The organism is uncultured Roseovarius sp., from assembly GCF_947259555.1.
Taxonomy (GTDB): Bacteria; Pseudomonadota; Alphaproteobacteria; order Rhodobacterales; family Rhodobacteraceae; genus Roseovarius.
In genome coordinates this window covers 18,348-40,761 of record NZ_CAMYMD010000022.1, presented here as the reverse complement: position 1 = coordinate 40,761, position 22,414 = coordinate 18,348, and the positions used below count along the sequence as shown (strand labels likewise).

Genomic DNA, 22,414 nt, shown 5'->3' with positions numbered 1-22,414 from the left:
GCGCGTGGCAAACCGCACAAGGTCGTTATCGTCGCAATCGCGCGCAGACTCGCCACCATCGCAAATGCCATCCTCAAATCAGGCACCCCCTGGCAAGCAAAGCCGATCATCTAGACACAGTTGCTAGGCCGACTATGGTCGTCGATACAGAAATGGCCTCGCCGTTTCATCGTCCCGGGAAGAAGGCTGAATCAATGACATCGGCAACAACAGCATGGGAAAACGCCGCCGAAAAAACGCCGCCGAATGAGATGGTCACCGCAGGGCGCTCATCGAGTTGCCGTCACACGAGCTGCCGTACTTGACGGGAGGCTGTAGGCGTAGACAAGTTGGCCGCACGCTGGACCGCTAGATGTTGCAGACTCGCGACCGACATATATGAACGGGATGCTAGAACAGGAAATCTCCGGATTCGATGTCGCCAGCCGCGTCGAGGATGCGTATCGTATTGCCGAAGCCATCGTCGACGATCGCATCAAGCCCTGACGCGGTGACGTTCAGATCCGCAAATTCATCAATTTGCGTGTGCGCCCCAAAGTCCAGTATATCAATACCCTTCGTGAAGTCCTGCACCGTGTCGATCCCAAAGCCGTTCGTAAAGACGAATACATCCGCGCCAGAACCGCCAAGCATCTCGTCATCTCCGCCTCCGCCTTCCAGCGTGTCGTTGCCAGACGCGCCGCGCAGCCAGTCCGATCCGCGCCCGCCCTCGATGAGGTTATCCCCGGTCGAACCGGTCAGCGTATCGTCATGGTCCGAACCCAAAAGGTTCTCGACATCCGTGTAGGTGTCACCGTTGGCATTGCCCGCCGATCCCATGCCCGCGCCGAGATTGGCGTTCACCCCCGCCGCAGCCGTCACGAATGCCGCCGTGTCGCGCCCGGGACCGCCGTCGATCACATCAGCGCCAATGCCGCCTTCCAAAGTGTCGTTTCCCGTCTCTCCGAAAAGCTGATCTGCGTTATTTTCACCCTGGATGAAATCGTTTCCTGAGCCACCCTCGACGATGTCACCACCTGCCCCTGCAAAAATCCGGTCTGGGCCGCCGCGCCCGTAGATGAGGTCTATTGCAAGCGTGCCGTTGATCGTTTGGCCCAGATCACCATCGATCACAAGATTGGCATTCGAGAAGGTCAATTGATTTGGGGGAAAGACCTGGCCCGCGAACTCGAACCGTTCGATGTTCACTACAGTATCCACCCCTTCGCCAGGCGAAGCGATTAGAAGCCGGTTGAACTGATCAAGGAAAATATGAACCTCGCCCGGCGACGCCTGCCAGACGCCCCGATCGGGCGGTTCGCCTGCGAAGACCGATCCGCCGCCGCTGCCGCCATCAAGAAAGTCGAACCCGATTCCGCCGACAAGCACATCTTCGCCTGGGCCGGATCGCAAAGTGTCATCCCCAGCCAGCCCGATCAGCCTGTCCCAGTCGATGGTTGCCGCGAAACGACCGACAATCTCATCATCGAATTGCGTGCCAATCCCAACCTCGACGCCCAGGATGTTGTCGTTGGCCGCAATGCCCGCTGGTTGCTCCAGGCTGGCCGCGTCCAACACAATCTTGGCGCCCGAAGACGCAAGTTCGTAGGATACTGTATCGACATCGCTCGTGTTTAGGACGTTTTCACCGATGCTGTTCGTGCCCTGTCCGAGGAAGTAGAAATCCGACCCAGGTCCTCCGTTCAGGACATTGACGCCCGAACCACCGTTCAGGATGTCGTTTCCTGCGGCACCCTCCAGCTGGTCGTTACCACCAAGGCCTGTCAGTTCATCGCCATTGCTAGTGCCACGCAACGAGTTGTTGGCATCGGTGCCGGTGAACGAGAACTGAAATTGGTCGAAGAATGCCTGAAGTTGCGCCGGCGAACCGCCATTATAAGAAGAAACCACTGCTTGCCCGAGTTGAGCGGCGTTCACGCCAGGCAGGCCGAGGATGGCATCCGGCGCTCCCCCAAGATTGAGGAATGCAATATTGGCGAAGATGGCCCTCTGCTCTTGAAGCAAGTTAATCTCGGAAGCCGAGAGCCCAGGGGTCGCGAGATTGCTGAGAGTTCGATCTAGATCTTCGTTGAAATAAAAATGTAAACCGGTGATCGTGCCGGAGGTCAGTTGCGGGAAAGTTCCCAACCCGCCTTGTAGGTTCGCCGTCGCGATGGACAAACCGGTTCCGAAAATCCGCAATTCTCCTAAAAATTCGGGATCGCGTAGCACGATCGAGGATGCCGTGGCGCTTATCACATTCGGCGTCGCAATATTTACGCCATCCGTGATATCGGTTGTACCAAAATACCCCTTTAAGCCCGAAATCCCGTTTATCGGGTTCTCACCAATAAGATTATACGTCGCGCCATTGAATGTTCCGACCCAAAACATTGGCACCTCCCCAAAGGTCACCCTAAAAAATTGAGGCACCCCGCAGAAGTCGAAGGCCGCCGATTCCTGCTTCAGGCTACCACATCTTGCTCGTCACCCTGAACTGAAAAGGAAATCTGGGGAATAACCCCATGCTTTTCCTAGGGCCGGGATCCATTAATTTTGGAGTTGGCGCGATCGTCAAGTTATTGACCACAATTCCAATTATCCGTAACGCGCGGCATCATCATCCAGATTTACCAACCTAGCTTCAATGGCTTCCGCTACCCGCGTGAGGTCGTTGCGCAGGCTGTCTGAGCGTACCTCCGGTTGGCCTTGATACCAGAAGTACAACCTAGAATTGTTTTAACGGTCGACGACTAAATTTGGAAGGTAGTGGATGGATATAATGTTGTGCGAAGTCGAGTGCATATGTTGACGAACTTGTTCCCTAAACTTTTACGAGACTTCACTGAGCGTTGTGTTTCCAATAAAAAGTATAAACGGCTACACGCTATTTGCAAGGTCAGTACATTCTGCCGGACGATTTGCCCGGCGATGAACGTCTATTTGATTTCGCCGCCTGGATGCGGAAAGAGGAAGTATTTAATAAGGCCAATCCAAACCTGCGCATCGGTGGGGGAAGCCAAACTGGTTACACCTTGTTCGAGGTCACGCCAAAACTGGCGCGATGGTATTCTGATGTCGAAGTCGAATTGCGATCTAAATTAGGTGTCCGCGACGTAACAGGTACCCACTTGCGGCCAGTTGCTGGACTTAAGACTGAAGGGCCTCTCATATTTCAGGCGCTAGACGCCAAGGAGTTTCGTCAAGAAATTGTTGCCTATTTTGATGATGAAATCTCTCTAAACTTCGATCCGCCCGGACCTGGTGGAAATGCGCACAGGTTGGCTGCTTCTGAAGGCCTTGAGTTGATAGCGATACAACGTGTTGGAGCACTTGATGAGAACCTGAATGTAACAGGTGTTGGTGCAGCGCCGCTGGTTTTCCTCAAAGACCAAGATCAAACGATTGAATTACTGGAAATAACCTTGGGGGCAACACGTAATGATCGCTTATGATACATTTCTTAATCTGACGTCTCATATAGATGCTGCTAATCAAGATTTAATCTGGAACTACGTAAACACTAGCGACCTTTCTTTTGATCTCTCACTGCGGAAGTCCGAAGGTCGGATCTATCTTGACGCTTAGCTTGGGCATCAAACTTGGTGTTTCTTGTGTTCCAGGGGCCAGACCTCGAGAATTGCAGACAAGATGCTGGCTAAACTCTGACATGGATGCCTCCCACATGTTGGTTACTATAAAACCGTTATGGCACATTCGATGCCGTTGGATGGCGGCATCCAACGCATCAATTCCCTTGACCCTTGACCCTTGAAACGGTTGTCCGGGCCAGAGCTTTCCCTCTCGGGGCTCAAATCTTGCCATAATTATGGGGTTTGATCTGCTTCGAAGTGCAGTGTCAGGGGCGGAGGTGCCACGCGATGGAGAACGTCGTACGCGAGATCGGGAATGTTATAATCGAGGCAGCCCAGAGCGCCGTTCAGCCAAGCAGCCGGCTCTGGCCTGTTTATCTTTTGATCACGGTTCTGATTGCCTATGCGGTATTCCGGCGCCAGGCTGGCGGGGGCTCGTTTCTGAAATGGCTGCTGCCCCGCTCAATCTACTTTCACGCCTCCCACATCGTTGATCTGAAAATCTTTTGCCTGAATCGGATCATCGCCATTCTGGGTGTCTTCGGCTTTGTCATGGCGAGTGCCACGCTTGCCGGGGGATTGGCGGACGGTCTCGGGCCGGCGCACTCGTCGTTGAGCTTGCACCCCGTTGCGATGGCGGCTCTTTTGCTGATTGTCGGCGATTTCGGAACCTATTGGGTGCACCGGATCCACCACGAAAACCGGGTCCTGTGGCCTTTTCATTCGTTGCATCACTCTGCTGAGGTGATGACACCGATCACGGTGTACAGAAAGCACCCGATCTATGATCTGCTCTCTGCCTCGATCAAAGGCATCCTGATCGGCGGCCTACAGGGGCTTTGCCTCGCAATTTTTGCCGAGGTGCCGTCCTACGCGACATTGGTCGGCATCAATGCCGGATACGCCCTCTTTAACCTTGCCGGGGCCAATCTTCGGCATTCGCATGTCTGGCTGAGCTTTGGGCCGGTTCTGGAGCGCATTTTCATTTCTCCATGCCAGCACCAGATTCATCATTCGCTGGATCCGCGTCACCACAACAAGAATTACGGTGAAGTTCTGGCGATCTGGGACTGGATGTTTGGTACGCTCTACGTGCCGAAAACGCGTGAACAGATCGCCTTTGGGCTTGGCGACAAGACCGGGCGACCACTTCGCCAGCGTCATGACAGCCTGGTCGCGGCCATGGTGGTGCCGGTGCAGGACAGCTACAGGCAGATCCGCAAGCTGTTTGATGCCGGTGGCAAACACCCGAGCCCGCCGGTTGGCCAACCCGATGACACGCGAAAGAATGCGGCACGGTCATGAAACCCGGCCTCTCTCTTTACCTCGATGCGCTGCGCTTTGGCGCGGCGCTCGTCGTGCTGCTTTCGCATTTTGCCTACCCCCGATTCTCGGACGGACGCTGGCTGTGGGTGCGCGAGTTGAATCTCGGAAGCGACGCGGTGATCGTCTTTTTTGTTCTTTCGGGGCTGGTCATTGCGCATGTTGCCGCCCGTCCGGATGCGACCGGCCCGCGCTTTGCCTTCGATCGTGCCACGCGACTCGTCTCTGTCGCGTTGCCGGCGATCATTCTGACCTTCACGATGGACCGGATCGGATCGCAGTTGGCGCCGGCGGTTTACGCTGCCCCGTTTTACCAACCGATGCCGCTGTGGGAGATGCTCTTGCGCGGGCTGACCTTTTCCAACGAATGGGGCATCTCGGTGGCGCGATTGGGGAGCAATGGCCCATATTGGTCGCTCAGCTACGAGGCCACCTATTTTGCACTGTTCGGTGTTGCGGTCTTTACCCGTGGGGCTCGGCGATTTGCGTTGTTGATTCTGCTCGGCCTCGTTGCCGGGCTCACTATCCTGCTGTTGTTGCCGGTCTGGCTGATGGGCGTGGGGTTGCACGTTTTTCTGGCGCGCGGACATACCCCGTCTGATCGTCTGTCATGGACGATGGCGTTGGTCCCGGTTTTGATCTATTCAGTCGCGCTCTGGCTGAATCTGCCTGGTGACCTGCGGGCTTTCACCTTCGAGAGCTTGCCGCGGCTTGCGCTTCGGTTTTCAGACGAATTCATCTGGAATACCGTTCTGGGACTACTCGTCACCTGCCATATCGCTGGAATGGCAGGACTCCTGCGGTCGCAACGCACATGGTCCACCGCAGGCGTGATCCGCTGGGGGGCTGGGCGTAGCTTTTCCATCTACCTCGTGCACTACCCGGTTTTGCAGTTCCTGGAGAGTCTGCCATTGCGCGACATCGGGCCATGGCAGGGCGATGTCACCATGATCGGCTTGACGCTTGTGATCTGTTTGGCCTTTGGCAGCATATTCGAGGCGCAGTTGCCGAAATTACGCGCGGCGCTGCGAAATCGCGGGCTTGGCCTGAGCGAAAAAGAAGCCTGAAGCGGTCCCGGTGCACGAACGCAGACCATGCCCGGACACCGGTGCCTTTCGCGGCACCGGTATCCGTTTGGGCTGGGTCTCAGGCTGCACCGGCGCGGATGCCGTCATCGGATGCTGCGATGGGCACGAGCGCTTTGAAAAGGTCAGTCATTTTCAGGACGCCGACCTGTGTGCCATCTTTCATGACCCGATATGTCAGCGCCGTCTCGCCCTCGGATCGCGCAATCACTGACTCCAGCGTCGCGTCGTGATCGACCTCTCCGGCCGGGTTGTCCGGCGCTTGCCCTGTCTCTTCCATCACCGAGCGCACGCGCAGCACGCGGGCGCGATTGATGTCAGAGATGAAATCGACGATGTAGGGGTCGTTCGGTTTCATCAGGATCTCCTGAGGTTCGCCCTGCTGAACGACATACCCGTCTTTCAGGATCACCAGGTGATCCGCCAGTTTCAACGCCTCGTCCAGATCGTGCGAAATGAACACCACCGTTTTCTCAAGCTCCTCCTGAAGCTCAAGAAGGAGATCCTGCATGTCGGTACGGATCAGCGGGTCAAGGGCCGAAAACGCCTCGTCCATCAACATCACTGGCGCGTTTGAACACAGTGCGCGCGCGATGCCCACGCGCTGTTGCATCCCGCCCGAAAGCTGGAACGGAAACTGATCGCCAACCCCCTGAAGGCCGACGCGCTCCAGCCATTTATGGGCTTCTGCTTCGTATTCCGCTTTGGCCACACCACGAACCGCGAGGGCGGTTCCGGCATTTTCGAGCACGGTCCGATGGGGCATGAGGGCGAAGTTTTGGAAAACCATCGACATTTCCTCGCGACGAACGCGACGCAGCTCATGTTCGGTAAGGTCTACGATATTCGTGCCATCGAGATTTACCGCGCCCGCAGTCGGCTCGATCAGGCGGTTCAGGTGCCGGATCAAGGTAGATTTTCCCGACCCGGACAGACCCATCATGACCGTGATGTCGCCCTCCTTCACGTCCACGTTGATATCGTTCAGCCCGAGGACGTGATTGTGCTTTTCGAGCAAGTCATTCTTGCTGATGCCGGCCTTCACCTCGGCGAGAACGCTTTCGGGCTCTGCGCCGAAGATCTTGTACAGATCGCGAATGGCGATCTTGGTATTCTTCTCGGTTTTCGTAGCCATGGGTCAGCCTTTCTGCGCGGCGTTGATGCGGTTGAGGGCCGCTTTGGTCACGCGATCGAGGATCACGGCAAGGATGACGATGCCCAGCCCCGAAACCAGACCGACCCCAAGCTCGAGGTTGTTGATCCCGCGCAGGACCAGAACACCAAGGCCCGGTGCCGAAACGAGAGAGGCGATGACGACCATCGCGAGGCTCATCATGATGGTTTGATTGACGCCCGCCATGATGTTGGGCAGGGCCAGCGGCACCTGTACGCCGAACAGCTTCTGGCGGTCGGTCATGCCAAAGGCGTCCGCTGCCTCGATGACAGTCTCGTCAACCATGCGGATACCCAGATCGGTCAGGCGTATGACCGGGACGATCGCGTATAGAATGATCGCGATGCCGTAGAGCTTTGGCTCTGTGACCGAGAAAAGGAAGATCAGAGGTATGAGATATACGAAGGGCGGCAGGGTCTGGAGCATGTCCAGAATGGGTATCGTGAACGCGCGCATTTTGTCAGAGCGTGACATCGCGATCCCGATCGGCACGCCGAACAAAACGCACAGGAATGCGCAGACCATGATGATCGCGAGGGTCTGCATCGCGTAGCTGTAATAGTCGATAAACGCGAGTCCGCAGATGCTGATCGCGACAAACGTCAGCAATTGCCACGACTTGGCGACCATCCAGACGATGGCCAGCAAGAGGGGGATGATGATCCACCACGGCGTATTCAGGACCGCGTAAAGCGATGCGTCGAGCATCCACGACAGCGGTTGCGTCAGCGGGTCAAGAACGACGCTGATCGAGTCCTTGACGTTGAGGAATCCATTTTCGAGGCCCAGTGTCAGTTCGCGCGATTGCGGAAACGCCGCACAGGCGTCATTCAACGCGTCCATCGACGGGAAAGGGAGGTCCCAGATTGATCTGGAGACTTCTTCGCCGGAGCTTTGTGCCACAAGCGCTTCCATCGACATCGGTGCCGAACCACCACCATCCGCTTTGCACCAGTCCTCCAGCCCAAGCGCCCTGAAGGCGAAATCATATGTTGCCATAGTGCTTTTCTCCCGTGCGCTGCCGCATCCGCAAGACGCAGGCGCACAAAAAGGGCGGGGCCAGCCACAGACCAGCCCCGCCCAGGTTTCATTGAATTAGCTTTGGTTCAGAATCGAGACCAAGTTTTCCTCAGCCGAGTCATCGAGCCACGTCTTCCACTGGTCCTTGTAATTGGTCAGATAGTAGACTGCCGCTTCGTCCGCCGATGCGTTGTTCTCATCTTTCCAAGCAAGAACCGCGCTCATGTCGGAGGTCTTGAAGGTCATGTTCTGCATGAGTTCGAAAACGGCGGGGTTGCTCTGCTGAAAGGTAGACGTCACAGCCGTCACGATCGGCGCGGCGGGAAAGTCGGATACGCCCGGATTGTCGGTGTCAGCATTCTGGTTGCGAGCATGCACCTCGGGATTGACCTCGCCGAGATCGACCTTGGTCATATCGTACTTGCCGAGCGGGACTGTCGGTCCCCAATAGTAGCCAAACCACGGCTCTTCTTCGAGAACGGCGTCGGCCATGGACGTGGCGAGCACCTGCCCTGAGCCAGAATTGAACACCTCAATGCCGTTGCCTTCGAGATCCAGCGCGGCAGAGAGATTGTCGCTCACCACGCGGCAGCCCCATCCTTCGGGGCAGTTGTAGAACCGGCCGTCGATGAGGTCGGGATTCTCCAGAATGCCCTCGATTGTCTTGAGCTCGGGGTGTTCCTCGGCGAGGTAGGTCGGAATCCACCAGCCTTCGACACCGCCAGGATCGAGGACACTACCCGCTTCGACGACCTTGCCGGCGTTTTTCAACTCGTCATAGGTGTCGCCTGTCGAGTTGAGCCATAGCTCGGTGACAATGTCCGGTTCTCCGTTCTCGGCGACCGATGTGACAGCCGGGATCGTGTCCGAGGACACGACGCTGACATCGCAGCCATAGCCTTGCTCCATGATGAAGGATGCAACGCTCGTGACCACTTGAGCCGATGCCCAATTCATTTCGGTAATCGAAACACTTCCACACTCATCGGACTGTGCATATGCTGTGGCTGGCACAGTCATTGCGCCAGCTGCGAGGATAAGCGATAGCTTTTTCATAGTCGGTTCCTTTCGGTTCATCGCGCCGTTCACGCATCTTGCAACAGCAAGAGCGGCCTTGTCACATTGGGTATTATGTGTGCTTCAGGCCACTTTCGGCCAGCGCCGGGACACCGTGCGCGTCCCGGGCAAGAGGCCGGGTGTCGGCAGGATATTGCGAGTATCCACCCATGGCAGACTAGTTAGTTAAGCTAAGCAATAGTTTCAACCCCCTTCCGGGAGTGCGGGCGGATGCCGATCCCGCGAAAAGCGGTTTTTCTGGATTGGACGTGGATAGTTGAAATTCAGGACGTGTCCTCATTTCTGAGTTCTACGCTGGCCGCTTTGAGTGCCGTTGCCACACCGAAGCCGCCTGGCACCGTTTATGCCGGTCCGCATGCCCCGGCCGCTGCCCAATTGCACTGGTCAAGTCGACGGAGGCTCGTCACTGTCGGTAACCAGTTTCGACAGGTCTTCGGCGGCGGTGCGCAGCGACGTGAGGCAGCCGAGCGCCTTTTCCAGATCAAACCGCTGCGTCGGCGCGTGAAAGGACAGTGTGGCCATCAGTCGTTTGTTGCTGTCCCGGATGGGGACGGCAGCGGCGATCATGTTCTGCATGAATTCCTCGCGGTCAAGCGCATAGCCGTCTCGCCGGACATCGCGAATTTCGTCGATCAGCGCATCCCGGTCGGTGATGGTATTTGGCGTGCGCTGTTCGAGATCGGTTGCGGAGAGATACTTGTTCAGGTGGTTCCGGGCGAGGGAACTGAGATACATCTTGCCGCTGGCCGTGCAGTAGAACGGGACGCGCGTGCCGATTGGCAGCTGGATACGCAATGGCCACTCGGTCTCGACGCGCTCCAGATATGTCATGGCATCGCGATCGGGCAGCGCGATGTTGCAGGTCTCGCCGATCTCACGGCTGAGCCGTCTGAGGACCGCTTGCCGCGCCGTGCGGATGCGCAGCGATGACAACACGCCGCCTGCCATGATGCGCAGGCGCGGCCCCGGCGAATAGGTGCGCCCGTCCATGTCGCGCTGAAGGAAGCCTTCCTCTTCCAGCGTGGCAAACAGGCGATGGATGGTGGGCTTGGGCAGGCCGATTGCGACATTCACCTCGGTGGGTGTTACCGGTACACCGGCTTTTACAATCTCTTCCAACACCAGCAGGAGGCGCAGGTTTGTTGGGATCGTGCCCGTGCTGTCACCGTCCATCTGGCCCTCATCGTCAGCGGTTTGGCAGCAATGCTGTCGAAAGCGCCGGAATCATCGCGACGATGAACCAGACCGTGAGCAAAGCCACAAGATAGGGGACCGTGTAGCGCAAAAGCCGGAAGTAGGGAACGCCCGTTACGCCCGAGGCCACATAGAGATTGAGCCCGTAGGGTGGTGTCACAAACCCGATTGAGGCGCCGACAAGAAAGATCACCGCGAATTGCACCGGCTCGACGCCGACCTCATGCGCGATGGGGGCAAGGATGGGGGCGAGGATGATTGTCACCGGCAGGCTTTCGAGCACCATACCGCAAACGAAGACAATCGCCATCGAGGTGAAGAGCACCGCGTAATAGCCGCCCATCGAGGTCACGAAACTGCCAATCAGTTCCTGTGCGCCCAGCACCGACAGGATCTGCTGCATCACCACCGACACCGCGATCAGCGGTGCTAGGATGCCGGTGATCTGCGCCGAGCGCATGGTGATAGAGGGCAGCTCCAGCGGGCTGAAGCCTTCGACCACGAGCATTTCCGACACGCGCTTTTCGCTGACGTCGCGGCCCTTGGCTCCGCCCATCATCTTGTAGAGCGGCAGGCTGACAAAGCCCACGATCACGCAGAAGCCGACGGTCACGCCCGCCGCCTCGGTGGGTGAGAATTTGCCCGTGTAGATGCCCCAGAGCACGAGGCCGATGGCAAAGAAGCCGAGCCAGGCGCCGATCGCCGTCTTGATCACCCGCATCGGGCTGAGCGCGATGAGGATGCCCCATTTGTTGCTCCAGCAGATAAGGAACGCGGCGGTCATCATACCCAGAACCATAAGCGCGCCGGGAATGATCCCGGCGACGAACAGCTCTGAAATGGGCAGGTTGAGCAGGAAGCCGTAGACGATGAAGATGATCGAGGGCGGGATGATGATGCCGACCGTGCCGCCCGCCGCCGCTGTCGCCGCCGAGAACCGCTCGTCATAGCCGCCCTTGACCATTTCGGGATGCAGCATCGAGCCGATGGTCGCCGTGGTGGCGGAGTTAGAGCCGGAGATCGCGGCAAAGAGCCCACAGGCCCCAAGCGAGGCCATCGCCAGCCCGCCGCGAATCCAGCCAAGGCAGGCATAGGCGAAATCCGACAGTCGGCGCGCGATACCGGAGCGGTTGATCAGGTCCCCTGTCAGGATAAAGAGCGGCATGGCCAGCAGAGCAAAGCCGTCGGTGAACACATCGGCCAGCGCCCCGCCGATATTCTGGAGCGGCATGCCGAGGACGAATGAGACGCCGATCACCCAGTAGCCGATCACCAGAAAGACCGGCACGCCGAGCATGAACAGAAGCGTCACCGCGATGGAAATGAGCGTGACGAGGGTCGAGGGGTCGGTCATGTCAGTCGCCTCCGATCACGGCCTGGGTGATGAGCGTATCACCACGCCGGAAATTTGCGATGTCGCGCAGGGCGTTCTCGATCACCCGCGCCACCAGCGTGGTGAAGGCGAGCGGCACTGACAGAAGGAACCACCATTGCATCACGTTGTCAGTCCCAAGCATGATCTGGAAATTGGCGGCGGAATTGGCCACCACCTTGGTCGAGGTGACCACCACCACCCAGGAAAACCCGATCCACAGCACCGCATCCAGCATCAGGCAGCCCATCTGCCCGGCGCGCGGCATCGCGGTGCGGAACTCGGCAAAGGCCAGATGGGTGCGCAGCTTGACGTTATAGGAGCAGCCGAACCATGTCATGATCAGAAACAGGAAGGGTGGCAGCGTGGTCGACCACGGTGCCTGTTGCGACAGGACGAACCGCCGGAACACCTCGACAAAGATGATCCCGCCGATCGCGAGGTAAGAGATGACCATCAGCGATTGTTCGAAATTGCGCTCGGCCCAGGGCACGACGCGGTAGAGAACGAGGATCAGGATCGCCACCACCAGCATCGCCATCAGGCCCAGCGGCCAGACTGCGGGCGCGCGCATCGCTTCGCTCAACATCCATGAATCGCCCGAGGCGAGGGCACTCAGGATCTCTCCCGTGCCCTGAAACCAGCCGGTCATGCCCACTCCTCCCTTTGGGTTGCCGTATGTTTTGGCCGCACATGCGGCGCGGTGTCAGGCCGCCCGAGATGGGGCGGCCCGCAGAAAGCTTTGTGCGTCAGGCCGAGCGCCACCAGCGGCGCGGCTCGACATTTTCGGGCGGCATGTCGGTGGGGATCTGACGTGCGACGTCGTAGATCTCCTGATAGGTGTCGATGCCCCCGGCCCAGTTGTTGAGCCGCTCGCGCCACTGTGCCCAAGGCTCGGGGTTGAACTCGGGCGAGCACATTTCCTCGGCCATCTTCACCTGGTCGTCCGCGAGGAAAGCAGGGCGCACGTCATTCTCGGCAAAGATCGTGCCCGGCAGCTGCGGATCAGAGAACCCGACGGTCTTGACCAGCGCCGCCTCGTTCGCCGCCTGCACATGGACCTGCGCGAGATAGGCCGATTCCATGATCGCATCCTGCAAATGCGGCTCCATCGCGTCGAAGACCCGCGACGACATCGAGGTGTGTTCCGTGCCGCAGAAGAAGCGCAGATCGACCGACTGGCTGACCACCGGCGACATGTTGGCATAGGCCACCGCCGACGCCCAGGTTTCCGCCCCGTCGATCAGGCCCTGCTTGAGCCCGTCGAGCGTCTCTTCCCAGGCCACCGGCACCGGGTTGAGGTTGAGAAGCTGCATCGCGATGCGGCCCAGCTGCGTGCCGGTCACGCGGTTCTTGGTGCCGAACAGCTCCTCCAGCTTGGTCACCGTGGGCTTTTCGGCAAAGTTGTTGCCAAGCTGGATGCCGCGCAATTCGCAATGCGAGAACAGGAATTTCAGCCCGTGCCGCTTTTCCAGCGGATCGCGCAGGATGCGCTGCGATTCCGGGGAATAGAGGAAGTGATACTGCGACGCCCGGCTCGGGAACATGTAGGCATAATCGAGCACGTTGAGATAGGGTGCGCCGCCCGCAGAGTTCTGCGTCGAGGCGGCATACATGTCGACCACGCCGGTCTGCGTCTTCTCCACACAGTTGAGCTGGCCGCAAATCTGGTTGTCGCCGATGAATTCGACCCGGATCTCGCCCTCGGTCCGCTCCTCCAGATCGCGGGCGAATTGCAGAACGCCAGCGCGCTCGATCAGCAGGTTGCGCGCATTAAAGCCTGACGCCCCCAGTTTAAGAGTGTGTTTGGGCTCTTTGGCAAAACGCTTTTCATAGGTGCTCTCGGCGGCGCGGGCCAAAGATGGCAGGCTCACCGCCCCCGTCAGTGCGCCGGCCCCCAGGACCACGGATGACAGGCCGAACTGACCTGACAGACGGAATAAATCCCTGCGGGAAATCCCGGCTAGGGCTTTCGATGCTTTCATGGTTTCCTCCCTGAAATTGCAAATTTTGATACTTGCGGTCTCAATATTGCTAGACTTATGGTCAATCTGGCAAGGAAAAACTTTTTGTTACTTACACGCATCGAAAGGTCATTGAGAAATGTCGGAGATTTCAGCGGATTACGTGATCGTCGGCGCGGGCTCTGCTGGATGTGTTCTGGCGAATCGTCTCTCCGCCGATTCCAAGATCAAGGTCGTGCTACTGGAGGCGGGCGGGCGCGACTGGAACCCGTGGATCCACATTCCGGTCGGGTATTTCAAGACCATGCACAACCCGTCGGTGGATTGGTGCTACCGCACCGAGCCCGATCCGGGGCTGAATGGCCGCGCCCTCGACTGGCCGCGTGGCAAGGTGCTGGGCGGGTCATCCTCGCTCAACGGGTTGCTCTACGTGAGGGGCCAACCGCAGGATTACGACCGTTGGGCGCAGATGGGCAACCCGGGCTGGGGCTGGGACGATGTGCTGCCGCTTTTCAAACGCTCCGAGCGGCAAGAGCGCGGCGCGGATGACTATCACGGCGATCAGGGTCCGCTGTCGGTGTCGAACATGCGCCTGCAACGGCCCATTTGCGACGCTTGGGTGGCCGCCGCGCAAGAGGCCGGCTATCCGTTCAACCCTGATTACAACGGTGCCCACCAAGAGGGCGTGGGCTATTTCCAGCTGACCGCGCGTAACGGGCGGCGCTGCTCTTCGGCCGTGGCCTTTCTCAACCCGGTGCGGGGGCGAGAGAACCTGACCATACTGACCAAGGCACAGGCCAGCCACATCACCTTTGACGGGTCGCGCGCGAGTGGCGTGGCGTGGCGCGACAGGGCTGGCGTGCGCCATACCGTGCATGCCAATGCTGAAGTGATCCTTGCCTCCGGCGCCATCGGCTCGCCCCAGCTGTTGATGCTTTCGGGGCTGGGCGAGGCCGCGCATCTGGCCGAACATGGCATCGAGGTACGCCGTGACCTGCCCGGCGTGGGCCGCAACATGCAGGACCACCTACAGGCGCGGCTGGTCTTCAAATGCAACGAGCCGACGCTGAACGACGAGGTGCGCAGTGTGCTCAATCAGGCGCGCATCGCGTTGAAATACGCGATGTTCCGCGCCGGGCCGATGGCCATGGCCGCGAGCCTTGCCACCGGCTTCATGCGCACGGGCGAGCATGTCGAGACGCCCGATATCCAGTTCCACGTGCAGCCCTGGTCCGCCGACAGCCCCGGCGAGGGGGTGCATCCGTTTTCCGCCTTCACCATGTCGGTCTGCCAGTTGCGCCCCGAAAGCCGGGGGCAGATCCGCCTCGCCTCGGCCGATCCGGGCACATATCCGAAAATTCACCCCAATTACCTCGCGACCGAGACCGATTGCCGGACCATCGTCGAAGGTATCCGCATCGCCCGCCGCATCGCCCGGCACGCGCCGCTCAGCACCAAGATTTCAGAGGAATTCCGCCCTGACGCCACGCTCGATCTCGATGATTACGAGGGCACGCTCGACTGGGCGCGGAATTATTCCACCACGATCTATCACCCGACCGGCACTTGCAAGATGGGACAGGGCGCCGATGCGGTGGTCGATGCGCGGCTGCGCGTGCATGGGGTGAGCGGGCTGCGCGTGGCCGATTGCTCGATCATGCCCGAGATCGTCTCTGGCAACACCAACGCGCCCGCGATCATGATTGGGGAAAAGGCCTCGGAGATGATCCTTGAGGATCGCCATCAGGCGCGCGACAGCGTTTCGACTTTTCGTTGAAACAGTCGTAACGCTGTCGTTCATTGTTTTTGCGCAATTTCGAACCGAAAAAGTCTATCACCTTTTTCTGAAATTGCTTTAGCGCTGTAGTTAAACCTTAAGTTTAATAATCATTCCTTCGGTTCGATACGCACTACGTCCGACATCCCGCTCTTATCTGGAGCGGTTCACCAGCAAATAAAAGCCGGATCACGGCTCAAAACGGCTTTGGTTTTTGTCCACAATGCATGAAATGCGCTCTTGCCAACGCGGCGCGCGGGCGGGACGTGTCCGGCCCATGTCCTGCGCGATCTTGGCAAAGGTAAGACGGTTGGTCCGCGCGGCGATGATTGGACGCCGGGGCAGTGCTGCGCGGGCGATCCAAAATCTGTCAGTTGACCTGGGTCGCCGCGAGGCGAGAAATCGCAGTACCGGTAATTTCTTGTCGGCCTGCGGCCCATGTCGCGCGTGCGATGCCTGCCACACGTTCGAGCACCTCCAGAGATGGACGGGATTGCGCGGTGGGCCGCATCCCATCCTCGTGAAAGAGATAAAGACGCGAGGCGAAGGTCTCGAATGGCAGTGAGGCCTCGCCGAAGCGTTCTCCCGATCCATGGGTCGAGACCACGGCGCCGCCGCCCCAATCCTGGCCTGAATCGTTGTTGGGATTGTAGAAATAGACCCGCATTTCACCCTCGCGGTCGGGGGCCACGCGCAGGATGGTGATGGCATGCCAGCCGACAAAACGACCGGTGGCGTCGGTGGCCGCGATCCCGGCGGGCTGCGGGTGGATCACCGGTTCGCCGCCATTGTAATCCGGATGATAGGCGGTGTGAAAGCGGGCGATGAAATCTTCTATCCCCGCGAGCGCCCCGGTCGGCACATCGACCGCCACGGCACAGGCGCGGCCCACCCACCAGCCGTGAAATTCCGGGTTGATCCAGATATGCGGATCGTCATTCCGGTCGGCGCAGAGGCGGCCCATCTCGGCATAGATCCGGTCGAGATGCGGCACCAGCACGACCGAGACGGGATCGGCATCGAGCGGCGCACCGAGGGCCAGCCCCGCGGGCAGATCGGCGGCGTTGATCGCGCGCCCCTCGAAATGCATCATCACAGTATCGACGCGTGCCGCCTGCGCCACCAGATGCAGCAGGTAGTCGGGGTCGTTCTGCGCCCACATCGCGATGGCACGGGCCGATTGGCAGGTCGGGTTCGCGCCTTGTCCCACGCCCAGAGGCAAGCCGAGAACCTGAATGCAACCAGCAAGCAGGAGGTCAGCAGGCGCAGCTGCGTAAAGTCCGGCCATCGACAGGCGCTCGGCCACGGCGGGGCAGGGGGCAAGCTCCAGTTGGCGGCGCAGGGCCGGGGCGATCGGGGCGTGATGCAGGATGCCCCGGTCGAGCATCAGCGACATGCCGTAAAGCGCCTGCGCGGTCTCGGGCCGCACCGCGCGGCGGATCAATTCCAGGATCAGGCCACGGTGCTGCTGCATGCAGTCGCGCCCGGTGGTGCCGAGGCCAAGCGTGTCCGCGACCATGCCATCATGCTCGGTCTCCAGCACCCATGTGAGAAAGGCGGCGTGATAGTCCGAGACGAGGCCGGTATCGTGCATGGCGCGCGCCAGCCCCTGCGCCTCGTGGCGCAGATCGGTTTCGTCCATCACGGCGAGCCGCTCGTGATAGGTGTCGAGACCGGGATCGCCCATGCAGGCGGAGGTCGGGCCGAACAGCGCCGAGACCAGACGGTCGGCCCCGAGACGCCGGTCGCCGATCTCGCTGCCGCGCTCGCTGAGGGTGATGGCGATCTGCGCGATCATGTCCTTGGCGTGGGCCACCTGAATGGGCCGTTGCCGCAGGATACGCCAGATCTCGTCGACCAATTCGCCCAACACATCCTGAAAGCCGACATGCTCGGCCAGATATCGAAACAGCGCGTCGGTGGTGGCCTGCTGCGCGCCCGCCGCGCGGGCCGCCTCATCCGTGGCGCCGAAGAAGCGCCGCATGTTGAGCGCGAGAACCTGGGTCAGAAAGCGCCGGGCGGCGGCGGCATGGATATGGGGGTGGCCGGCCTCACCCTTGGCCACGGCAAGCAGGCGCAGCAGGCTCACCGCCTCGGCGGCGACCGAGGTGGGCGCGCCCTGCTCAAGCGTGCCCGCGACAAGGCCCGGCAGCAGATTGGCCGGGGCATCCCAGTCGGACCCGGCAAAGAGCCCGGCCGCATCCATACGCGGGGCCAGCGCGTGCAGCCGCTCCAGCCCGCCGGGCACGGTCAGCAGGCGCCCGGCCACGTCCAGAACCTGCGCCTGAAAGCGGGGCTTGGCGAAGGGCCGGGCCTCTTGCAGATGCGTTAGCGGCCCTTCGAGCGTGGCGGCGAGACGATCCGCCTCGCCACCCTGATCCGTGCCCGCCATCAGAGATACCTCTCGGTGTGATCAAACATAAAAATCAAGCTCTTCCTGTGCCTTGAGCAGGTCGCGCAACTGGTGCGGGTCCTCTCCGAAGAAATAGACCAGCCCCCAATGCGTACCGAAGGCTGTGCGCTTTGTCACCTTCTGCTCCATTGGCTGCGCCAGTTCGTGGAACTCGAAATAGGGGTTCCTGGCGGTCTCTTCGGGGATTTCCAACCGCTCGACCACACGCCGCCGCGGGTAGGCCCCGAAACAGCCGGCATGGCCCTTGGCATCCTCGACCGGGGTCGGGAAGAAGGCGTCAAGCTCGTCCTGCGTGGTCTTGGGGTCAAACGCCAGCACGATGCCCTGATAGCCGTTGAAGCCATAGGCCCGCTCGATCAGTTCCAGCGCGTTGAAGCCCGGCGGGCGGTAGGCGACCTCGCCGAAATACATCGTGCCATCGCTGGTCACGAAATACTCGGGGTGGATAAAGCCGAAGTCGATATCGAAGGCCTTGATCAGCTTGTTGATCTCCTCCTCGATCTTGGGCCGCCAGGATTCGAGCTCCGGCGTTGCGGGCACAAAGACCGAATAGCCAAGCGTCACATATTCCGAGATGTTGAGAAACTGGATCTTGCCATCCTTGATCCAGGCCTCGACCGCGAATTCCCAACCGTCGAGATGACTTTCGAGAAGCGCCGGGAACTCGTCATTCGATATCGAATCGACATCTTCGACCGTGCGGATGGTGCGGTGCCCAAGGCACCCCGCCTTGTCGAAGGCCTTGAAATGGATCGGGTCGTCGGGGTCACCGTCCAGTTTGAGCAGCGTTTGGTTCACCCGTTTGAGAAACCGCACCACATCGGCATGGGTGTCGGCCTCCTCGAAAATGCCGACGCGGATGCCCGCCAGCTGCGCGCGGCGCTTCATCAACGATTTGTCGCGGAACAGCATGGATTGCCCGAGCAGGCGCGGATTGTCGAGCAGCACGGAGTTGATCGCCCCCGCCCATTCCACGGTTTCCTCGTAAAGCGGAATCGCCACGTCACAGCCCTCGTCCTTGAGGATTTGCGCGATCTCGTGCGAGCGTTCGTTCAGGCGGTCGAAATCCCAGGCGATGAACGGGATGTCATTGGCCCGTGCATAGTCCTCGGCCCAGGAGGGCGCGACGATCACATAGCGGCGGTCAAAACGGTCGATCGCGTCGATCGCGTTCAGCGACCAACCCAGGATCGCCACATAGCCTTTGTCTGGGTTCTTCTCGGTCATGGTTGGCCTTTCATTGGAGTGTGAAGGAAGAGATGCGGGCGCGACGCCATGCGTATTTTTCGCGAACGCGATGCGGCATGCCGTACCGGCTGTCACAGAGATCGAGGGTGCCCGATCGTGCAAAAATGATCGCATCATGTCATGGATATTTATATAGCATAGCTAAGTAAAAACCGAAACCGCTCAAAATTGCGTTTTACGAGAGCATCCCCTCTTGATCAGTCTTGTGAGGCTTAAAATGTGACATATTCAATAAATCCCGATCCTGGTTTCCCCGTGAGACAGATTTGTCAGGGGCCAATCGGAGTTATAAATATTAGGCAAATCGAAGTTTATATTCACACTCTGCGCCACGCGTATGTGCCCATGCTGCGCAGAAAGAGGCCGAGCTGGATGCGCTCGGCCTCGTTGATCAGGTGCCGGAAAGGGTGTTCAGCCTTTCCATGCCTTCATGCTCTCGAACTCCTCAACCGTGAGCTCGGTCGTGGCGCGCAGGGACTCCGACATTTCGTCATTGTCGCGGCGCAGCTCGATCTTGTCGAACGGGATGGCAACCGGTTTTTCACCGAGGCCGAGGAACCCGCCAACATCAATCACGACGTCAGAAACACGGCCATCGTCGGTCAGCACGGCATTGGAGATTTCGCCGACATGCGCATTCGATGCATCATACACGGCGACCCCTTCAATTTCTTCCGCGGTCACGGCATTGCGCTGGTCGTCGCTCATCATGCCCGTTGTTTGTTGGGCATCGGCGTCTTGAACCTCTTTTGTCAACTTCTCGACGGGGCGAGTCGTCCGCCCTTCGGTTTGTTCGTTGTCCGCGAAGAAACTATAGCCTTCGTCACGCATGCCGTCACGGTCGACCATATCCCGCTCTTCAAGCGCCGAGCGATCCCCGGTGAAGACGACGAAATACTCTCCGTCCGTGCCTTCTTCGGACACCATTTTCAACTCATCCATCGAGGTGCTGACCTGCTTTTCACCAACCCCGAGGAAGCCGCCTGCGTTGAGCGTAACCGAGTCGATTTCGCCGTCTTTGGACAGTACGACATCGCCGATTTCGCCGACGTTGTTCCAGCCATCGGCCGGGGCCCCGATGCTGTCGGCAATCTCGAGGTCCGATGCGTCCTCACTGCGGATGTAAACGGATTTGCCAATCAGGTCTGTGGCGCGGATGTCCATACCGTTGACGTTGGTGGTCACGTCGCTCTGCGCGTTTGAACCGTTGCTCTGCTGGCTCATCTCAGCGGATTGCTTGGCACCGGTTTGGGTGTCATCGGACGCATCCGACTGAGCGAATGCCGGAGCTGCGGCGAGAGCGATGATCGCGGTGGTGGTGAGAATGCGTTGCATGAGTGCACTCCTTTTCAATGTTTCATTTGACGCTGCACGAGTGCCGCGTCGTGTCAATTTCAACCAATTGCTGCGGTCAAGGTTTCAATCTGAGGCCAAAATTTCGTCGATATTTTTATGGAACATTTTGCATGGGGTTACAGTTAACTCGCGGGTGTACGTTTGGCATCACTCGGTGTGACGCGGCCGCGCGCGATATTGATCTTTTCAAAAAGACGAAGGAAACGGCATGCTTGAGGTGACGGGTATCGGTGGGATCATTCTCTTGATCCTGGATATATGGGCAATCGTTTCGATTGCCGGGTCGGTCGTATCGACTGGCAACAAGGTGCTCTGGATCGTGCTCGTCCTGCTGCTCCCGCTCTTGGGGTTCATCCTATGGCTGTTGTTTGGCCCCCGGTCTGCACGGGTATAAGCCCGTGAGCGATGGGTTGGGGCTTGCGTGGCCGTCTGCGGTGCGCGGGAACAATGCGGGCGTCAGGGCGTTGGGGGTGTGTTGCCGTTGCGTCAAGCACTGGCAGCGCAGAGCCGTCCCTGCCGTCCCCAATGACGTGCGACGTGCTCTGCTGCGCCCTGTGTCCCAGGGCGCAGCGCCCTCGCCTGCTTGGGCGGGGGCGTCTTTTGGTTGGGGTCGGGAACTTGGTCTTGACCGCTAGGCAGGGTGCAATGACGCAATCGCTGTTCGTCCGGACCTACTGGACGCTGTTGCGGGTGGCATCTTGGGCGAAAACGTCGAGCATTGCGAGAGCGATCACAAGGATCGGGATTGCGATGATCCCCCCGATCGGTCCCCAGAGCCAGAGCCATATCACCAGTGATACAAATATTAAGAGCGGGTTTACCGACACGTGCCGCCCGACAAAGGCCGGTGTGACGAACTGCGCCTCCAGCATGTTGAGCCCGAGAAAGATTGCGGGGGGCATCAGCACCAGAAAGCCATCGAATGCGAGTAAACCGGCCACAAGCAAACCAGCGGCCACGACCATCGGCCCGACATAGAGCACGAAATTCAACAAGGCAGCGACGCATCCCCAGATGAAGGGCCCGGGCAGGCCCAAGATGGCAAGCGCGCTACCGAGGATGGCACCCAACCCGGCATTGATCGTCGAAATGGTGAGAAAATACCGGGCCACAAGCCGCTCGGCGTTGGTGAACCGGCGCAGGATGACCTGGGTGTCGTCCGGCGTGCCGATCCACAACGCCAGCCACTCATACATGCGCTTGCGCGTGAGAAGGAAGAAGAACAACGTCCCACCGAAGATCAGGACCTGACCGAGTACGACCGGTGCCAGAAAAAGGGCGCTCTCGATGCCTGGCATGCTGGATTGTGCCTGGTTTTCGGATTGGCTGGGGTCTGCCCCAAGCGCTTCCTCCATCTCGCGGTTCATTTCCGCCAATCCTTGGATCAGGTTGCGGAATTCGGCAACTATGGCGCGCAACTCCAACTGAATTCGGGGCAATTCCTCGGCGATGCGCCAGACCACCGGCTCGGCGAGCGCGGCGAGGGTGGCCAGAATACTTATCCCGAAGACCAACACGGCCATTGATGCAAGGCCGGTGGACAGGCCTGCGCGCTCAAGCCAGACAGTGACAGGGGCCAGCATGACGCCGGTCACCAGTGCGAGCACCATGGGCGCGAAGATATCGGCGCCGGCACGGAGTGTGGCAAAACCCAGTGTGAGCGCGATCACGGTGACCGCAACGCGAATGACCGGGTCACCAGTGTTGTTTGATTGAGACATGATCTTTCCAACGCGTGACACGGCGTTTGGTTCCGCTGACGCGATTGAAGAGTGAGGATACTGGTATTTTCAAGATGACAGGGAACCAGCACCGCACACGCGCGTTTTTTCTCCGGAA

General features: G+C 59.4%; 17 protein-coding genes and 1 pseudogene. 6 read left to right on the top strand and 12 right to left on the bottom strand.

Annotation, left to right across the window (positions count from 1 at the left end; translation table 11 throughout):
- Window positions 1-130: 130 nt before the first annotated feature.
- Window positions 131-315, top strand: a pseudogene (locus Q0X85_RS03545) (ISKra4 family transposase); the annotation flags it as partial.
- A gap of 75 nt (window positions 316-390) precedes the next feature.
- Here the strand turns inward: Q0X85_RS03545 and Q0X85_RS03540 are convergent.
- Complete coding sequence (locus tag Q0X85_RS03540; RefSeq protein WP_297769087.1) at window positions 391-2,373, bottom strand: calcium-binding protein; 1,983 nt, start codon at window positions 2,371-2,373, stop codon at window positions 391-393.
- A gap of 497 nt (window positions 2,374-2,870) precedes the next feature.
- Here Q0X85_RS03540 and Q0X85_RS03535 point away from each other — a divergent pair, with 497 nt between their 5' ends.
- The 3 genes from Q0X85_RS03535 (at window position 2,871) to Q0X85_RS03525 (ending at window position 5,962) form a co-directional block, all read left to right on the top strand.
- Entirely contained in the window at window positions 2,871-3,434 is a 564-nt protein-coding gene (locus Q0X85_RS03535) for a hypothetical protein (protein ID WP_297769084.1), read from the top strand.
- A gap of 426 nt (window positions 3,435-3,860) precedes the next feature.
- Window positions 3,861-4,877, top strand: coding sequence for a sterol desaturase family protein (locus Q0X85_RS03530; RefSeq protein ID WP_297769081.1), 1,017 nt, complete (start codon window positions 3,861-3,863; stop codon window positions 4,875-4,877).
- On the top strand, window positions 4,874-5,962 hold the full coding sequence (locus Q0X85_RS03525) for an acyltransferase (protein ID WP_297769077.1): 1,089 nt from the start codon (window positions 4,874-4,876) through the stop codon (window positions 5,960-5,962). Before Q0X85_RS03530 ends, Q0X85_RS03525 begins: the two co-directional genes overlap by 4 nt.
- A gap of 79 nt (window positions 5,963-6,041) precedes the next feature.
- On the opposite strand, the gene Q0X85_RS03520 is transcribed toward Q0X85_RS03525, so the two are convergent.
- The 7 genes from Q0X85_RS03520 to Q0X85_RS03490 form a co-directional block, all read right to left on the bottom strand.
- Window positions 6,042-7,115 (bottom strand): ATP-binding cassette domain-containing protein, encoded by a 1,074-nt coding sequence (locus Q0X85_RS03520; RefSeq protein WP_297769073.1) that lies wholly within the window; start codon window positions 7,113-7,115, stop codon window positions 6,042-6,044.
- A gap of 3 nt (window positions 7,116-7,118) precedes the next feature.
- Entirely contained in the window at window positions 7,119-8,153 is a 1,035-nt protein-coding gene (locus Q0X85_RS03515; RefSeq protein WP_297769070.1) for an ABC transporter permease subunit, read from the bottom strand.
- A 96-nt stretch (window positions 8,154-8,249) separates the two neighbouring features.
- Complete coding sequence (locus Q0X85_RS03510) at window positions 8,250-9,230, bottom strand: ABC transporter substrate-binding protein (RefSeq protein ID WP_297769067.1); 981 nt, start codon at window positions 9,228-9,230, stop codon at window positions 8,250-8,252.
- Window positions 9,231-9,635: 405 nt separating this feature from the next.
- Window positions 9,636-10,424 carry an IclR family transcriptional regulator gene (locus tag Q0X85_RS03505; RefSeq protein WP_297769064.1) on the bottom strand — a complete coding sequence of 263 codons (789 nt, stop codon included), beginning with the start codon at window positions 10,422-10,424 and terminating at the stop codon, window positions 9,636-9,638.
- A gap of 13 nt (window positions 10,425-10,437) precedes the next feature.
- Window positions 10,438-11,799 (bottom strand): TRAP transporter large permease, encoded by a 1,362-nt coding sequence (locus Q0X85_RS03500; protein ID WP_297769061.1) that lies wholly within the window; start codon window positions 11,797-11,799, stop codon window positions 10,438-10,440.
- 1 nt (window position 11,800) lies between these two features.
- On the bottom strand, window positions 11,801-12,469 hold the full coding sequence (locus Q0X85_RS03495) for a TRAP transporter small permease subunit (protein ID WP_297769059.1): 669 nt from the start codon (window positions 12,467-12,469) through the stop codon (window positions 11,801-11,803).
- A 97-nt stretch (window positions 12,470-12,566) separates the two neighbouring features.
- A complete protein-coding gene (locus Q0X85_RS03490; protein WP_297769056.1) occupies window positions 12,567-13,802 on the bottom strand; it encodes a TRAP transporter substrate-binding protein in 1,236 nt (411 codons plus the stop codon).
- Window positions 13,803-13,920: 118 nt separating this feature from the next.
- Here Q0X85_RS03490 and Q0X85_RS03485 point away from each other — a divergent pair, with 118 nt between their 5' ends.
- The gene (locus Q0X85_RS03485) at window positions 13,921-15,558 is read left to right on the top strand and encodes a choline dehydrogenase (protein ID WP_297769053.1); all 1,638 of its coding nucleotides are present in this window, start codon (window positions 13,921-13,923) and stop codon (window positions 15,556-15,558) included.
- A 370-nt stretch (window positions 15,559-15,928) separates the two neighbouring features.
- On the opposite strand, the gene Q0X85_RS03480 is transcribed toward Q0X85_RS03485, so the two are convergent.
- The 3 genes from Q0X85_RS03480 to Q0X85_RS03470 form a co-directional block, all read right to left on the bottom strand.
- Window positions 15,929-17,950, bottom strand: coding sequence for a hypothetical protein (locus Q0X85_RS03480; protein ID WP_297769050.1), 2,022 nt, complete (start codon window positions 17,948-17,950; stop codon window positions 15,929-15,931).
- A gap of 21 nt (window positions 17,951-17,971) precedes the next feature.
- A complete protein-coding gene (locus tag Q0X85_RS03475; RefSeq protein WP_297769047.1) occupies window positions 17,972-19,198 on the bottom strand; it encodes a carboxylate--amine ligase in 1,227 nt (408 codons plus the stop codon).
- A gap of 432 nt (window positions 19,199-19,630) precedes the next feature.
- On the bottom strand, window positions 19,631-20,554 hold the full coding sequence (locus tag Q0X85_RS03470; RefSeq protein WP_297769044.1) for a PRC-barrel domain-containing protein: 924 nt from the start codon (window positions 20,552-20,554) through the stop codon (window positions 19,631-19,633).
- A gap of 229 nt (window positions 20,555-20,783) precedes the next feature.
- Between Q0X85_RS03470 and Q0X85_RS03465 the strand changes: the two genes are divergently transcribed.
- Window positions 20,784-20,969: a PLDc N-terminal domain-containing protein gene (locus tag Q0X85_RS03465; protein WP_297769041.1), complete on the top strand. Its 186-nt coding sequence runs from the start codon at window positions 20,784-20,786 to the stop codon at window positions 20,967-20,969.
- 277 nt (window positions 20,970-21,246) lie between these two features.
- On the opposite strand, the gene Q0X85_RS03460 is transcribed toward Q0X85_RS03465, so the two are convergent.
- A complete protein-coding gene (locus Q0X85_RS03460; protein ID WP_297769040.1) occupies window positions 21,247-22,296 on the bottom strand; it encodes an AI-2E family transporter in 1,050 nt (349 codons plus the stop codon).
- Window positions 22,297-22,414: the final 118 nt, after the last annotated feature.